This window comes from Bradyrhizobium sp. CCGE-LA001 (assembly GCF_000296215.2).
Taxonomy (GTDB): Bacteria; Pseudomonadota; Alphaproteobacteria; order Rhizobiales; family Xanthobacteraceae; genus Bradyrhizobium.
The window spans coordinates 4,685,754-4,700,567 of sequence record NZ_CP013949.1 but is presented as its reverse complement, the minus strand read 5'-3'; the positions used below and the strand labels follow the sequence as shown (position 1 = coordinate 4,700,567).

Annotated in this window: 12 protein-coding genes; 3 read left to right on the top strand and 9 right to left on the bottom strand. The window is 65.0% G+C overall.

Translation table 11 applies throughout. The annotated features are described in order from the left end of the window. Window positions 1–7: 7 nt before the first annotated feature. Both BCCGELA001_RS21805 and BCCGELA001_RS21800 read right to left on the bottom strand, forming a co-directional pair. Window positions 8–1,294, bottom strand: a complete 1,287-nt coding sequence (locus BCCGELA001_RS21805; protein ID WP_060736290.1) for a DNA polymerase IV — start codon at window positions 1,292–1,294, stop codon at window positions 8–10. Next, window positions 1,291–1,602 (bottom strand): DUF3572 domain-containing protein, encoded by a 312-nt coding sequence (locus BCCGELA001_RS21800; RefSeq protein WP_060736289.1) that lies wholly within the window; start codon window positions 1,600–1,602, stop codon window positions 1,291–1,293. Before BCCGELA001_RS21800 ends, BCCGELA001_RS21805 begins: the two co-directional genes overlap by 4 nt. A 242-nt stretch (window positions 1,603–1,844) precedes the next feature. Between BCCGELA001_RS21800 and BCCGELA001_RS21795 the strand changes: the two genes are divergently transcribed. Beyond that, the gene (locus BCCGELA001_RS21795) at window positions 1,845–2,210 is read left to right on the top strand and encodes a response regulator (protein ID WP_008566616.1); all 366 of its coding nucleotides are present in this window, start codon (window positions 1,845–1,847) and stop codon (window positions 2,208–2,210) included. 14 nt (window positions 2,211–2,224) lie between these two features. Beyond that, entirely contained in the window at window positions 2,225–3,598 is a 1,374-nt protein-coding gene (locus BCCGELA001_RS21790) for a PleD family two-component system response regulator (protein WP_060736288.1), read from the top strand. A 172-nt stretch (window positions 3,599–3,770) separates the two neighbouring features. On the opposite strand, the gene BCCGELA001_RS21785 is transcribed toward BCCGELA001_RS21790, so the two are convergent. After that, window positions 3,771–4,340: a TetR/AcrR family transcriptional regulator gene (locus BCCGELA001_RS21785; RefSeq protein WP_060736287.1), complete on the bottom strand. Its 570-nt coding sequence runs from the start codon at window positions 4,338–4,340 to the stop codon at window positions 3,771–3,773. 130 nt (window positions 4,341–4,470) lie between these two features. On the opposite strand from BCCGELA001_RS21785, the gene BCCGELA001_RS21780 reads away from it, so the two are divergent. Then, complete coding sequence (locus tag BCCGELA001_RS21780; protein WP_060736286.1) at window positions 4,471–5,709, top strand: MFS transporter; 1,239 nt, start codon at window positions 4,471–4,473, stop codon at window positions 5,707–5,709. Window positions 5,710–6,342: 633 nt separating this feature from the next. Here BCCGELA001_RS21780 and rpmG read toward each other — a convergent pair. The 6 genes from rpmG to topA all read right to left on the bottom strand — a co-directional run bounded on the left by rpmG (window position 6,343) and on the right by topA (window position 14,555). Then, window positions 6,343–6,510: a 50S ribosomal protein L33 gene (gene rpmG / locus BCCGELA001_RS21770; protein ID WP_007603295.1), complete on the bottom strand. Its 168-nt coding sequence runs from the start codon at window positions 6,508–6,510 to the stop codon at window positions 6,343–6,345. A gap of 124 nt (window positions 6,511–6,634) precedes the next feature. Beyond that, window positions 6,635–7,960: an LLM class flavin-dependent oxidoreductase gene (locus BCCGELA001_RS21765; protein WP_008548514.1), complete on the bottom strand. Its 1,326-nt coding sequence runs from the start codon at window positions 7,958–7,960 to the stop codon at window positions 6,635–6,637. A 246-nt stretch (window positions 7,961–8,206) separates the two neighbouring features. Further along, window positions 8,207–8,956, bottom strand: a complete 750-nt coding sequence (locus BCCGELA001_RS21760; protein WP_060736285.1) for an NUDIX hydrolase — start codon at window positions 8,954–8,956, stop codon at window positions 8,207–8,209. A gap of 32 nt (window positions 8,957–8,988) precedes the next feature. Continuing rightward, the gene (locus tag BCCGELA001_RS21755; protein ID WP_008548508.1) at window positions 8,989–9,429 is read right to left on the bottom strand and encodes a DUF983 domain-containing protein; all 441 of its coding nucleotides are present in this window, start codon (window positions 9,427–9,429) and stop codon (window positions 8,989–8,991) included. Then, a complete protein-coding gene (gene rnr, locus BCCGELA001_RS21750) occupies window positions 9,423–11,783 on the bottom strand; it encodes a ribonuclease R (RefSeq protein WP_008548503.1) in 2,361 nt (786 codons plus the stop codon). The genes BCCGELA001_RS21755 and rnr overlap by 7 nt, the downstream gene beginning before the upstream one ends. A 33-nt stretch (window positions 11,784–11,816) precedes the next feature. Continuing rightward, a complete protein-coding gene (gene topA, locus BCCGELA001_RS21745; protein ID WP_060736283.1) occupies window positions 11,817–14,555 on the bottom strand; it encodes a type I DNA topoisomerase in 2,739 nt (912 codons plus the stop codon). Window positions 14,556–14,814: the final 259 nt, after the last annotated feature.

Sequence of the window (14,814 nt, the reverse complement as noted above, 5' to 3'; positions counted from 1 at the left end):
GGACAGATCACTCCTGCGCCTTCGGCCCCTCATACGAAATGCCGCGGATCACCGCGGCGCTGCCGAACTTCTTGCGCAGGCTGTCGACCGCGCGTTCGGCATGGGCGGCGCGGCGCTCGAGCATGTCGGTGTCGTCGCTCGCCGAGCCGTCGCGCAGTGCGCTGACGCCGGCGCCCATCAGGCGGAAGGCGGTGCCGTCGATCTCCTTCGCCAGCATCTCGCGGCAGATCGAGAAGATCTTGGCGGCAAGCTGCGTCGGCGCGGCGATCGACTGCGAGCGCGTGCGCTGGCGGAAATCGGCGGTCTTCAGCTTCAAGGTGACGGTCGAGCCCGCAAGCTCGCTGCTTTTGAGCCGTGATGACGTCTTCTCGCACAGTCGCCACAGGATCTTCTCCAGCGTCGCGAAATCGCGGATGTCCGTCTCGAACGTCGTTTCGCTGGAAATCGTCTTGGCGCCGCGATCCGGCTCGACGCGGCGGTCGTCGATGCCGCGCGCGAGCCGCCATAGCCTGCGGCCGTCGCTCGGAAACTGCCGCATCATCTCGATCTCGTCGGCCTTCTGCAGATCCGCGATGACACGGAAGCCGCGCTGCACGAGGCGCTCCTGCATGGCCGGGCCGACGCCGAAGATGAAGCCGACCGGCTTTTCCGCGAGCATCAAACGGGCCTCCTCCTGGTCGAGCGCGGCAAAGCCCCGCGGCTTGTCGAGTTCGGAGGCGATCTTGGCCAGGAACTTGTTGCAGGACAGGCCGACCGAGACGGTGATGCCGATGTCGCGCTCGACGTTGCGGGCAAAGCGCGCCAGCACCTTTGCCGGGATCATGCCGTGAACCCGCTCGGTGCCGGAGAGGTCGAGGAAGGCCTCGTCGATCGAGAGCGGCTCCACCAGCGGCGTCAGCGCCTGCATGGCCTGACGCACCTCGCGGCCGACCCGGACGTATTTTGCCATGTCGGGCGGTATCACGATCGCATGCGGGCAGGCGTCCAACGCCTTAAACATCGGCATGGCCGAGCGCACGCCATAGGTGCGGGCGATATAGCAGGCGGCCGACACCACGCCGCGCTTGCCGCCGCCGATGATGACCGGCTTGTCGGCGATGTCAGGATTGTCGCGCTTCTCGACCGTCGCATAGAAGGCGTCGCAGTCGATATGGGCGATGGTCAGGCCCGCGAGCGCGCGGTGGCGGACGAGTCGCGGGGATCCGCAGGCGGAACAACGCCGCACGCCCATATCCAGATCGGCCAGACAATCCCGGCAGAAGCAGCGGGGCCCGGCCGCCTCTTGGGTCGTCACGGCACGTCGCGCTCCCAGGTGGGGTCGCCGAGCGCGTCGCCGAGGACCTGCCGCGCTGCGGCAACGTTGGTCGGATGCAGTTCCGCGGCCGTCGCAAAAGTCTTCACGGTGTCGTCATCCCGCAGCACGAAATCGAGCACGCTGAGCAGGAAGTTGGGGTCGGAGGCGGCATTGCGCAGGGTCTCCGGGCCGACCCCTGTCTCGGCCAGGAACAGGCCCAGCCGCTCGGGCTCGCTCGCGACAAAGGACAGAGCCTGAATCGCAACGATTTCAGCGACTTCGCGGGGGTTGTGAACAGGCTTTTTCACGGGGCCGGTTTGCCTTTCCGTTAACTTTCAGTGTCTACTTTGGAATCATCATGCCCGAGTCTTCGCCTTGAGTCTTGTGACCCCCGACAAGCAACTGGAAACCACATCGCCGAAAGTCGGCCCTCGGGTTTAACGAAACTAGAGCGAATCTGAGGCTAGTTTGAATCCAGTTTTCGAAGCGCCGGAGAGCGGCGCCTGAGGCGTTACATGGACCGGTCCTTCGGACCAATCAGGAGGGCGGGATGGCTAAGACCGTCCTGATCGTGGAAGACAACGAGCTCAACATGAAGCTCTTCCGCGACCTGTTGGAGGCGCACGGCTACCAGACCTCCGGCACCAGCAACGGCTACGAGGCGCTCGACCTCGTGCGCAAGATGCGGCCCGACCTCGTGCTGATGGACATCCAGCTGCCGCAGGTCTCGGGGCTCGAGGTGACGCGCTGGATCAAGGACGATCCGGAGCTGCGTGCCATTCCCGTCGTCGCGGTCACGGCGTTCGCGATGAAGGGCGACGAAGAGCGCATCCGCGAGGGCGGCTGCGAGGCTTATTTGTCCAAGCCGATCTCGGTCGGCAAATTCATAGAGACGGTCCGGCGTTTCATCGGATAGGAAGTGAGTTCACAGTGTCCGCGCGTATCCTGGTTGTCGATGACGTTCCCGCCAACGTCAAACTCCTCGAAGCCCGCCTGTCCGCCGAATATTTCGACGTGATGACCGCCGCGAACGGCACCGAGGCGCTGGCGATCAGCCGCCGCGCCGAATGCGACATCATCCTGCTGGACGTGATGATGCCCGACATGGACGGCTTCGAAGTCTGCCGTCGCCTCAAGACCGACCCGGCCACGCATCACATCCCCGTCGTGATGGTCACCGCGCTCGACAGCCCGTCCGACCGCAACCGCGGGCTAGAAGCCGGCGCCGACGATTTCCTGACGAAGCCTGTCTCCGACGTCGTGCTGATCGCGCGCGTGCGCTCGCTGACGCGGCTGAAGATGATGACCGACGAGCTGCGCATGCGCGCCATCACCTCGCTCGAGATCGGCATGCAGGCGCCCGAGCGCAGTGCGGTCGCCGACACCGGCAAGGGCGGCCGCATCCTGCTGGTCGACGATCGCGAGTCCTCCTATGAGCGGCTGGCGACGATCCTCGCCGCCGAGCACACCATCGACGTCGAGCCGAACCCGACCGAGGCGCTGTTCCACGCTGCCGAGGGCAATTACGACCTCCTGATCGTCTCGCTCGACCTCAACAATTTCGACGGCCTCAGGCTCTGCAGCCAGGCGCGCTCGCTGGAGCGCACGCGCCACGTGCCGATCCTGGCGATCGCCGACCCCGAGAACTCGACGCGGCTGTTGCGCGGCCTCGAGATCGGCGTCAACGACTATCTCTTGCGCCCCATCGACAAGACCGAGCTGCTGGCACGGGCCCGCACCCAGATCCGCCGCCGCCGCTACACCGATCATCTGCGCGACAACGTGCAGAACTCGATCGAGATGGCGATCACTGACGCACTCACCGGCCTGCACAATCGCCGCTACATGGAGAGCCATCTGGCGACGCTCGCCGAGCAGGCCGCGACGCGCGGCAAGCCGCTGGCGCTGATGATCCTGGACATCGACTACTTCAAGTCGATCAACGACAATTACGGCCACGACGCCGGCGACGACGTGCTGCGCGAATTCGCGGTGCGCGTGCGCAAGTCGATCCGCGGCATCGATCTGGCCTGCCGCTACGGCGGCGAGGAGTTCGTCATCGTGATGCCGGAGACCGATCTGCATGTCGCCGGCATGGTCGCCGAGCGCCTGCGCCGCTCGATCGCCGGCGAGCCGTTCTCGATCCACAAAGGCGCAAAGCGCATCGAGGTCACGATTTCGATCGGCCTGACCACGCTGGAGCAGAAGGGCGAGGCGGTCGCCGACGTCCTCAAGCGCGCTGACACTGCGCTGTATCGTGCCAAGCACGACGGCCGCAATCGCGTGGTGTCGCACGCGGCGTGAGCCGCCGCGGCGTAAAGCGGCGAAAACAACCCCATGCACAGTAGCCGGTGATAGCGGAATCAATGGCTTATGCGGGTCGCACGACGGCGTGCCCCAGCAGCGGCGTCATTTGACCTGTCGGGCAAAACAGAAGCATATTGGCAGGATCGCGCAGTGGACCTCGCGCTGCTCGTCACCGGCTTCCCACATCCACCCCCGCATTCCTTAGCAGCACCTTTGCCGCTTCCTTGGCGGCGCGCGCCATCGCGGGATCGTCGCGCACGAGGTCCTGTGCGATCGAGCCGTCGACCAGCAGCACGAGCTGCGTCGCTAGCGCGTCCGCATCGGCAACGCCGAGCTCGTTGAGCCGATCGCGAAACCAGAGGCGGCGGCTTTCCTTGAAGGCGATTGCGATCTTCTTCACGGCGCGGTCGGCAGGGCCGAGTTCGGCGACTGCATTCACGAACGGGCATCCGCGGAAGTCTTTTGCGGCAAAACGGCGCTCTAGCGAATCGAATGTCGCAAGGATCTGCTCGGCGGCGGGCTTGTCCGAAGCGGGCGCGTGAACGAAGCGGCGCTCGAGATAGGCCGCGATCAGCGCGTCCTTGGATGGGAAGTGGTTGTAGAGCGTGCGCTTGGAGATGCCGATCTCGGCCGCGATGGTGTCGACGCCGATGGCGCGAATGCCCTGCAGATAGAACAGCTTGTCGGCGGTCTGAAGGATCCGCTCTTTCATCGTCTGTGGTTTGAGCGGGGGAGCCATGCGGTGGCACGCGTCCTGTTTGCTTGACAGCACCCGGCAATCATAGCCTAAGTACACAGGTCTGTGTAACCAAAATCAACGGCAAGAGCAGACGTCGGCACGCGTGCCGCGCCCAAAAGGGAGAAGAAAAATGCCCCTGTTGCAGGTCCTGCGTCCGACCTTGCCCATCCTGATCGGCGCCTCGATCATGCTGACGCTGAGCATGGGTCTGCGGCAGTCGCTCGGCATCTTCATGCAGCCGCTGACGCAGGACATCCACATCTCGATCTCGGATTTCACGCTGGCGCTGGCCGTGCAAAATCTCGCCTGGGGCTTCCTGCAGCCGCCCGCGGGCGCGCTGACCGCGCGCTATGGCTTCCGTCCGATCATGATCGTGGGCGCGCTGATGTACATCGCGGGGCTGGCGCTGATGGCGACCGCGAACGGGCTCGTCAGCATCATGATCGGCGGCGGCGTGCTGATCGGCACCTCGCTCGCCTGCACCGCGGCGGCGATCGCGATGTCGGTTGCGGCGCGCGCGGTGCCCGCAACGGTGCGCTCGACCGTGCTCGGGATCGTCTCCGGCGCGGGCTCGCTGGGCGCGCTGCTGTCGGCGCCGGTCGGGCAGATGCTCAACGAGGGGTTCGGTTGGCGCATTGGCCTTGCCGGCTTCGTCATCATGTCGGTGCTGATGATTCCCGCCGCATGGTATGCCGGTCGCGTCGACCAGATCCCGCTGCCCAAGCCGGCCGCCGACGAGATCGACGATGCCACGGCCGCGGCGGCGGCCAAGACTGCGTTCGGCAATGCCTCCTTCGTGGTGATGACCTGCGCCTATCTCGTCTGCGGCATGCAGCTGGTGTTCCTCACCACGCATCTGCCGTCGTATCTCGCGATCTGCGGCCTCGATCCGATGCTGAGCGCGCAGACCCTCGGCATGATCGGCGGCTTCAACGTGCTGGGCTCGCTGTTCTTCGGCTGGGCCGGCCAGCGCTGGAACAAGCTGGCGCTGCTCGGCGGCATCTACATCCTGCGCTCGCTCGCGCTCGCCTGGTACTTCATGCTTCCTGCGACGCCGTTCTCGACGCTGCTGTTCGGCGCGATCATGGGCTTCCTGTGGATGGGCGTCGGGCCGCTGGTCGCGGGCGCCGTCGCCGAGATGTTCGGCCTGCGCTGGCAGGCAATGATCCAGGGCCTCGCCTTCATGAGCCACCAGATCGGCAGCTTCCTCGGCGCATACGGGGGAGGGCTGCTCTACGACGCGCTGGGTTCGTACACGATGGCCTGGCGCATCGGCGTGGCGCTTGGTCTTGCCGGCGGCATCGTGCAGGTGGCGTTCGCGCTGATCAGGCCGTCGCAGCCGCCGGCCCCGGTGTTGAAGGGGGCGTAGGCGTGAGATTGCGTTTCGCGCTCGGTCCTTGCTTTCCTCTTCAGATGCGCGGGATCGGCATTGAGGTCGCCGGTCCCGGCGCAACTCTGACATCCTTGTAGGTCGATCGAATGGCGTTGAGGACCGCTTCGTCCGACGACGTTACCTCGTAGAATGTGCTGTCGATTGCCCGTACGACGACCCATGCGTCGTTCTGTTCTGGGAAGGTCGCGGTGAATGGTGGAAACGGCGACGCCGAGCGCGGCGGCAAAGCGGAGCGGATCCAGCAGGGGCAAATGGCTTTTCACGGCAATGGACCAGATTCATGGAACGTTCGCGCGGGGGATATTGAATCCGGTCATGACGCTCTGCGAGGTGCGTCACACTTGGTCGGCCGCCGCCCGGATGCTGAGGCCCTTCCGCTCCGTTACGGTGCCCGTGCCCCGGACGCAGCGCAGCGCTTCTTCAGCGGTGCGCTGCTGAGCCGGGCCCACGTCTCCACATCACGCTGTGTTGCTTCTGATGGGTCCCGGCTCTGCGGCGCACCGCTACGCGCTGCACCGCGTCCGGGACACGGAAGCAGAGGGCGGCCAAATAAAAAACGGGGCCCGAACGGGCCCCGCAAAACACTTCAGCCGATCTTGCTTGATCTTCTTACTTGATCTTGGCTTCGCGGAATTCGACGTGCTTGCGCGCGACGGGATCGTACTTCTTCTTGACCAGCTTGTCGGTCATGGTGCGGGAATTCTTCTTGGCGACGTAGTAGAAGCCGGTGTCGGCCGAGGACACGAGCTTGACCTTGATGGTGACCGCTTTGGCCATGTTCTGAACCTCAGGAATGAAGGGAATCTGGAGCCGGCCAAACGGCCCGCGTTGGCCGGCAACCTAGCCAGAAACGGCTGGAAGTCAAGGAATTCGGGCAGAAAAACCGCTCAAATCGGCCCGATCACGCCTCGAAGAACCGGTTTTTCGGCCGCGGCAGGCCCAGATTCTCCCTCAAAGTGGGCCCTTCATACTCTTTGCGGAAGATTCCCCTGCGTTGGAGCTCCGGCACGACCTTGTCGACGAAATCGTCGAGGCCGGCGGGCAGGAACGGGAACATGATGTTGAAGCCGTCGGAGCCGCGCCCGACCAGCCACTCCTCCATCTGGTCGGCGATGGTCTTGGGCGTGCCGACGAAGGACAGCCCGCCATAGCCGCCGACGCGCTGGGCGAGCTGGCGCACGGTGAGTTTTTCGCGCGCGGCGAGATCGACCAGGCGCTGGCGGCCGCTCTTGCTGGCATTGGTCTCGGGGATATCGGGCAGGGGCCCGTCGGGATCGAAGCCGGAGGCATCGGTACCGAGGATGACCGAGAGCGAGGCGATGGCGCTGTCGTAATGTACGCGGCTGTCGAGCAGCGCGCGCTTTTCCTTGGCTTCGTCGACGCTGTCGCCGGCCACGACAAAGGCGCCGGGCAGGATCTTCAGATGCTCGGGGTCGCGGCCGATCTTCTCCATGCGGCCTTTGATGTCGGCGTAGAGCTTCTGTCCGTCCGCGAGGCTGCCGCCGCCGGTGAACACGGCTTCCGCCGTCTCCGCCGCGAGCTGCTTGCCGTCCTCCGACGCGCCGGCCTGCACGATCACCGGCCAGCCCTGCACGGGGCGGGCGATGTTGAGAGGGCCGCGCACCTTCAGATATTTGCCGTTGTGGTCGAGCGTGTGCATCTTGGCGGGATCGAAGAACAGCCCGCTCTCGACATCGCGCACGAAGGCGTCGTCGGCAAAGGAGTCCCAGAGACCGGTGACGACGTCGTAGAACTCTCGCGCGCGCTTGTAGCGCTCGGCATGCTCCATGTGATCGTCGAGGCCGAAGTTAAGTGCGGCGTCCGGATTCGACGTGGTGACGATGTTCCAGCCCGCGCGGCCGCCGCTGAGATGGTCGAGCGAGGCGAAGCGCCGCGCGACGTGATAGGGCTCGTCGAACGTGGTCGATCCCGTGGCGATCAGGCCGATGCGCTCGGTGACGGCCGAGAGCGCCGACAGCAGCGTGAACGGCTCGAACGAGGTCACGGTGTGGCTGCGCTTGAGCGCGTTGATCGGCATGTTCAGCACGGCAAGGTGATCGGCCATGAAGAAGGCGTCGAACTTGCCGGCCTCGAGCTTCCGGATCAGCTGCTTGATGTGCGAGAAGTTGAAATTGGCGTCGGGCCAGGCCCCGGGATAGCGCCAGGCGCCGGTGTGGATGCTGATCGGGCGCATGAACGCGCCAAGCTTGAGTTGCCGTTGTGCCATCGCCCGGTGTCCGTTTTTGGTGACGCTCGGGAAGACATAGGCATGAAGGGGAACTCCGCCATCGGGGGCGGCGGGAAGATTATTTTGTTTTTCGCAGATCTCTCAGCACGTCATTCCGGGGCGCCGCGGAGCGGCGAGCCCGGAATCCATTGGGCCGCAGCGACTGCCGAGAGATGGATTCTCAGGTGCGCAACCGCGCACCACAGTTCGCGCTACGCGCGCCCCGGAATGACGAAGGAGAGCCAATCAGCCCAAAATATCCTTCTGCATCTTACCGCCATAGAAATGGAAGAACGGCACCGGCGCATCGTGACGAAGCGGGCCCGTGGCAAGGCGGCTGTCGAGTTCGTTGAGCACGTTGCGCGTCATCGGATGCAGATCGGCGAGCGGCTTCGAGCCGAGCTCGACCCAGACCAGCTCGACCAGCTCGGCATCGGCGTGGATCACGCCTTCGACACGGTGGGTGATCGCGGAGGCATCCGCGGTGAAAAAGCGCGTGTCGAAGCGCTTGACGCGGCCGGGCGGGGTGATGGCGCGGGCGATCAGGAACAGGCCGGAGGGATCGGGCAAGAGGCCGGCATCGGCGAACGGCTTCCACGGACCGTCGAGCTTCGGCACCTTGCCTTCCGCCCTCCGGCCGAGGCAGAGGCCCGTCTCCTCGCAGGCCTCGCGGATCGCGGCAATCGCGAGCGACTTCGCACGCGAGGCCGGCGTCTTCGGGCTGCCTTTGGCGAGATTGGTTTCCAGCTCCGCGGTGATGGGGGCGGCGCAGGGCACGCGATAATCGGCCTTGTCGACGCGACCGCCCGGAAAGACGAATTTCCCGGGCATGAACACCACCTTGTCGTGGCGCTTGCCGACCAGCACTTTCGGAACGGAGCCGCTGCGATCGACAAGGATCAGCGTCGCAGCATCCCTCGGGCGAAAATAGGGATGGTGGTCGGCTTCCTTCTCCTCGTGAACTTTTGTCTTCTCGGCCTGCGAAATATCCGTCATGTCCTCACCCGAACTGTTCTTGCTTATTTTGCCTACACCGGCGGAATACCATCGGGAGGGTTCTCGTCAAACCCATGCATGCGCAGAGCCCATTGCAAGCCGACCACAGCTCCCTTCACCGGCTGCAACAACGCGAGCGAGGCGACGAAGGTGAAGGGCAGATAGGCCACGAAGCTGAGCCAGACAGGCGTGGTGTAGTTGGTCTCGATCCAGAGAATGGCCGGCACCACGACATGGCCGACGATGACAATGACGAGATAGGCGGGCAGATCGTCGGCGCGATGCGGCGTGAAATCGAGGCCGCATTCGGCACAATTGTCCGCCGTCTTCAGGAAGGCGCGAAACAGCTTGCCCTCGCCGCAGCGCGGGCAGCGGCCGCGGAAGCCGCGTATCATTGCGGTCCAGACGTCGCGCTTCTCGACGAGGCCGGTCTCGCGCGTCCAGATCTTCGGGGCCGTGCTCATCGTCACCACGCCTTGCCCTTCTTGCTTTTTCCCTTGTTTTTCCCTTTGCCCTTGTCTCGGCCCTTCTTTGCCTTGCCGGATTTCGGCTTCTCCGGCTTGCGTTTTCTCTCTGGGCTGCGACCGGGATGCGGCTTGGACGATTTGCGCTGCGGGCGGAACTGCCGGCGTTCGCGCGGTGAGCTGTCGCTCTCGGACGACAGCAGCTCGAAGCGCAGCGCGCCTGCGATGGGAGCTGCTTCGATCAGACGGACGTCCACGACGTCACCGAGCTGATACATCGTGCCGCTGCGTGTGCCGACCAGGGCATGTCGGCCCTCGTCATAGTTGAAATATTCCGTGCCGAGGGATCGGATCGGGATCAATCCGTCGGCGCCGGTCTCACTCAGCTTGACGAACAGGCCGGCGCGGGTGACGCCGGAGACGCGGCCCTGGAAGCTGGCGCCGATGCGATCGGCAAGATGATGCGCGATCAGGCGGTCGACGGTCTCGCGCTCGGCCTTCATGGCGCGCCGCTCGGTCAGGGAGATATGCGCCGCGACTTCGCCGAGCGATTCCGGCGTCTCGCTGTCGGGCAGGGCACCTTCGCCGAGCCCGAGCGCACGGACCAGCGCGCGGTGCACGACGAGGTCGGCATAGCGACGGATCGGCGAGGTGAAATGCGCGTAGCGGCGCAAATTCAGGCCGAAGTGCCCGTAATTCTCGGACGAATACTCCGCCTGCGCCTGGGCGCGCAGCACGACTTCGCTCACCAGCGGAAAATAGTCGTGGCCTTCGAGCTGGGCCAGCACGCGGTTGAACAGCGTCGGGCGTAGCGCGCCCGATTTGGTGAAGGGAATGTCGAGCGTCTCCAGGAACTCGGAGAGCGCGTGGACCTTCTCCAGCGTCGGCTCGTCATGTACGCGATAGATCAGCGGCAGCGATTTCTTCTCCAGCGTCTCGGCAGCCGCGACGTTGGCGAGGATCATGAATTCTTCGATCAGCTTGTGCGCGTCGAGCCTTTCAGGCACCACGACGCGGTCGACCGTGCCGTCGCTTTTGAGCAGGATCTTGCGCTCGGGCAGATCGAGATTCAGCGGGTCGCGCTCGTCGCGGGCGCGCTTGGCGCAGGCATAGGCGGCATAAAGCGGTTTCAGGATCGGATCGAGCAGGGGGCCGGTGGTGTCATCCGGTCGTCCATCGATCGCGGCCTGGGCCTGCGCGTAAGCGAGCTTCGCCGCCGAACGCATCAGGATGCGGTGGAACGTATGCGAGCGCTTGCAGCCGTCGGAGCCGAGCACCATGCGCACCGCGAGCGCGCCGCGCGGCTCGCCAGGCACCAGCGAGCAGAGATTGTTCGAGATGCGCTCGGGCAGCATCGGCACGACACGGTCGGGGAAATAGACCGAGTTGCCGCGATCGAGCGCATCGCGGTCGAGCGCGCTGCCCGGCCGGACGTAGAAGCTGACATCGGCAATGGCGACGTTGACGATGAAGCCGCCCTTGTTGTTGGGATCAGGGTCGGGCTCGGCATGGACCGCATCGTCGTGATCCTTTGCATCCGGCGGATCGATGGTGACGAGCGGCACGTCGCGCCAGTCCTCGCGGCCTTTCAGGTTCGCTGGCTCTGCCGCCTCCGCCTCGCGCTCGGCGGCGGAGGAGAATTGCAAGGGGATCTCGTGCGCGTAGATCGCGATCAGGCTGATCGCTTTCTCGGACTTCACCGAGCCGAGCTTCTCCTTGACGCGGCCGGAGGCGAGGCCGAAGCCGCGCGAGCGGACGATGTCGATGCTGACGAGATCGCCGTCCTGCGCGCCGCCCGTGTCGGTCTTGGCGATGTTCAGTTCGCGGTCGGCGAACTTCTTGTCGACGGGGACGAGCCGCCCGCCGCCTTCGGGAAGGCTGCGGAAGACGCCGAGGATGCGGCTCTTGGCCTTGTCGATGACCTTGATGATGCGACCGCGCCAGGCCGGACCTTCGTCCTCGTCCGAACGCTCGACGCGCAGCAGCGCGCGGTCGCCGACACCGGCGGCGGTGCCGGGCTTCGGCCGGCGCGGCATCTCGATCAGGATCTTCGGCGGCTCGCCGCTCTCGACTTCGTCCCATTCGGCGGGGGACGCGATCAATTCGCCGTCGCTGTCGCGCCCGGTGATGTCGGCGAGCAGCGTCGGCGGGAGCGTGTCCGGCTCCGAGACCTTGTGGCGCTTTTTCTTGATGATGCCGTCGTCGGCGAGCTCGCGCAGCATGCGCCTGAGCTCGGCGCGATCGGCGTTCTTCAGGCCGAACTCGCGTGCGATTTCGCGCGTTCCCGCCTTTCCATGATTTGCCTTGATGAAGGCGACGATGGCTTGCCTGTCGGGAAAGCCACGGTCTTTCTTTGGTTTCACTTAACCTCTAATTCTTAACTCAAGTCTTGTTCTTCAAGTCTTGCCGGCACTCTTCTTGGCCGGAGCCTTGGTGGCGGCGCTCTTGGTCGGCGACGTCTTTGCAGTCGACGGCACGGCGGCGCGCGCCTTACTGGTGGATTCGGTTTTGGATTTGGCCGCGGCTTTCTTCGCGGCCGGCTTCTTCGCCTTCGGAGCGGCGTCCTCGCCGTCCGCAGCCTTCTTGGCCTTGGCGGGCTTGGCCGCCTTCTTCGCCTTGGTCTTGCCGCCGCCTTTCGCCGCGCGCTCGTCGATCAGCGCAATCGCCTGCGGCAGCGTGATGGCGTCCTTCTCGAACTCGGCCGGGATCGTCGCATTGACGCCGCCCGCCGTGACATAGGCGCCATAACGACCGCTCTTCACGGTGACCGTGCCGAGGCTCGGGTGATCGCCGATCGCCTTGCCGGGATCGGCGCCGAAGCGGCGGCTCGGGCCCTTCGCAACCTTCTCTGCGATCAGCGTCACGGCACGGTTGAGGCCGATGTCGAAGACTTCGTCGCCAGCCTCCAGGCTGGCATAGGTCTTCTCGTGCTTCACGAACGGTCCGAAGCGGCCGAGACCTGCGGTGATCGGCTGACCGGTTTCCGGATGCTTGCCGATCTCACGCGGCAGCGACAAGAGCTTCAGCGCGAGTTCGAGATCGACATCGCTGGGCGAGGTGCCCTTCGGAATGCCGGCGCGCTTGGGCTTCTCGCCTTCCTCGTAATCCTTCTGCTCGCCGAGCTGGATATAGGGACCGAAGCGGCCGGCCTTGACCCAGACATCGCGACCCGTCTCAGGGTCCTGGCCGAGCGAACGGTCCGCGGTCGTCTCGCCGTCGGCCGCGAGCTGGCGGGTGTAGCGGCACTCCGGGTAGTTCGAGCAGCCGACGAAGGCGCCGAACTTGCCGGCCTTCAGGTTCAGCCGACCAGTGCCGCAGTTCGGGCATTGCCTGACGTCGCCGCCATCGGCGCGGGGCGGATAGATGTGCGGCCCCAGCATCTCATCGAGCACGTCCAGCACCTGCGCGACGCGCAGATCCTTGATGTCGTCGACGGCGCCGATGAAGTCGCGCCAGAAATCCTTCAGCACCTGCTGCCAGGAAATCTCGTTGTTGGAGATGCGGTCGAGCTGCTCCTCCAGGCCCGCGGTGAAGTCGTATTCGACGTAGCGGCTGAAGAAGCTTTCGAGGAAAGCGACCACGACGCGGCCCTTGTCCTCGCCATGCAGGCGCTTCTTCTCCAGCTTGACGTAGCCGCGGTCCTTCAGCACCTGCAGGATCGAGGCATAGGTCGAGGGCCGGCCGATGCCGAGCTCTTCCATCCGCTTGACGAGGGAAGCCTCGGAGAAGCGCGGCGGCGGCTCGGTGAAATGCTGGGTGACGGCGAGCGACTGCCGCTTCAAGGCTTCGCCGGCGCTCATGCCGGGCAGGCGGCGGGAATCCTCGTCCTCCTCGTCGTCGCGGCCTTCCTGATACAGCGCGAGGAAGCCGTCGAACTTGATGACCTGGCCGGTGGCGCGCAGCTCCAGCGTACGGCCGCCGGCTTTGGCGGTGATGTCGACCGTGGTGCGCTCGAGCTCGGCCGCTTCCATCTGGCTCGCGATGGTGCGCTTCCAGATCAGCTCGTACAGTTTCGCCTGATCGGCATCGAGCTTGCGGCTTATGCTGTCGGGACGGCGCGACATGTCGGTCGGTCGGATCGCTTCGTGCGCTTCCTGGGCGTTCTTGGCCTTGGCCTGGTACTGGCGCGGCGCATCCGGCACATAGGCGTTGCCGTAGTCCTCGCCGATCACCTTGCGCGCCTGGGTGATGGCCTCAGGGGCGATCTGCACGCCGTCGGTACGCATATAAGTAATGAGTCCGGTGGTCTCGCCGCCGATGTCGATGCCTTCATAGAGGCGCTGGGCGATGCGCATCGTGTGCGCGGGCGCAAAGCCGTATTTGCGGCTGGCCTCCTGCTGGAGGGTCGAGGTGGTGAACGGCGCCTGCGGATTGCGCCGCGCCGGCTTGGCATCGACCGCGGTCACGGCATAGGCGGCGGCTTCCAGCGCCTTCTTGAAGTCCTCGGCTTCCGCGCCGGTGCCGATGTCGAGGCGCTGGATCTTCTTGCCGTCGGCGCCGACGAGGCGGGCCTCGAAGGCATCGCCTCGCGGCGTCAGCAGCGTCGCGACCAGCGACCAATATTCGCGCGGCACGAACTTCTCGATCTCCAGCTCGCGGTCGCAGACGAGGCGCAGCGCGACCGACTGCACGCGGCCGGCCGAACGGGCGCCGGGCAGCTTGCGCCACAGCACGGGAGAGAGGGTGAAGCCGACCAGATAGTCCAGCGCCCGTCGCGCCATGTAGGCGTCGACCAGCGCGCCGTCGATCTGGCGCGGATGCTTCATCGCGTCCGTGACCGCTTGCTTGGTGATGGCGTTAAACACCACGCGCTCGATCTTCTGATCCTTGAGCGCGCGCTTCTCCTTCATCACCTCCAGCACGTGCCAGGAGATCGCCTCGCCCTCGCGATCGGGGTCGGTGGCGAGAATCAGGCGGTCGGCACCTTTCAGCGACTTCGCGATATCGTTCAGCCGGCCGGCGGCTTTGGGATCGACCTCCCAGATCATCTTGAAATTGGCGTCGGGATCGACGGAGCCGTTCTTGGCGGGGAGGTCGCGGACATGGCCGAACGACGCCAGGACCTCGTAGGACGAGCCCAGATATTTGTTGATCGTCTTGGCTTTCGCCGGCGACTCCACAATGACGATATTCATGTAGTTCCAGTAACTTACGGGAAAATCTTGGGCCGAAATCGAAAGGACTCGGGACGGCCGTTTCGACCCGAACATGGGTGGTGAGGCCGTTCCTGTCAAATCGAGGGGTGTTGAAAGCCGCCGCAATGGGAAAAGTTTCATATCGAAAAAGTTGCATAACACCACCTTGGAGTTGCGGCCGATGTCGGCGTAATGTCTCCCCGGGGCATGGATTCGGGGTGGGGTCTGGTGACGAAGCCAGCAAAAAAGCGAGCGCGCG

What these genes read in the sequence shown, in the direction of transcription:
- BCCGELA001_RS21795 (WP_008566616.1), top strand. Translation starts at nt 1,845, where the DNA reads ATGGCTAAGACCGTCCTGATCGTGGAAGACAACGAGCTCAACATGAAG.
- BCCGELA001_RS21785 (WP_060736287.1), bottom strand. Translation starts at nt 4,340, where the DNA reads ATGGCTCCCCCGCTCAAACCACAGACGATGAAAGAGCGGATCCTTCAG.
- BCCGELA001_RS21780 (WP_060736286.1), top strand. Translation starts at nt 4,471, where the DNA reads ATGCCCCTGTTGCAGGTCCTGCGTCCGACCTTGCCCATCCTGATCGGC.
- rpmG (WP_007603295.1), bottom strand. Translation starts at nt 6,510, where the DNA reads ATGGCCAAAGCGGTCACCATCAAGGTCAAGCTCGTGTCCTCGGCCGAC.
- BCCGELA001_RS21765 (WP_008548514.1), bottom strand. Translation starts at nt 7,960, where the DNA reads ATGGCACAACGGCAACTCAAGCTTGGCGCGTTCATGCGCCCGATCAGC.
- BCCGELA001_RS21760 (WP_060736285.1), bottom strand. Translation starts at nt 8,956, where the DNA reads ATGACGGATATTTCGCAGGCCGAGAAGACAAAAGTTCACGAGGAGAAG.
- topA (WP_060736283.1), bottom strand. Translation starts at nt 14,555, where the DNA reads ATGAATATCGTCATTGTGGAGTCGCCGGCGAAAGCCAAGACGATCAAC.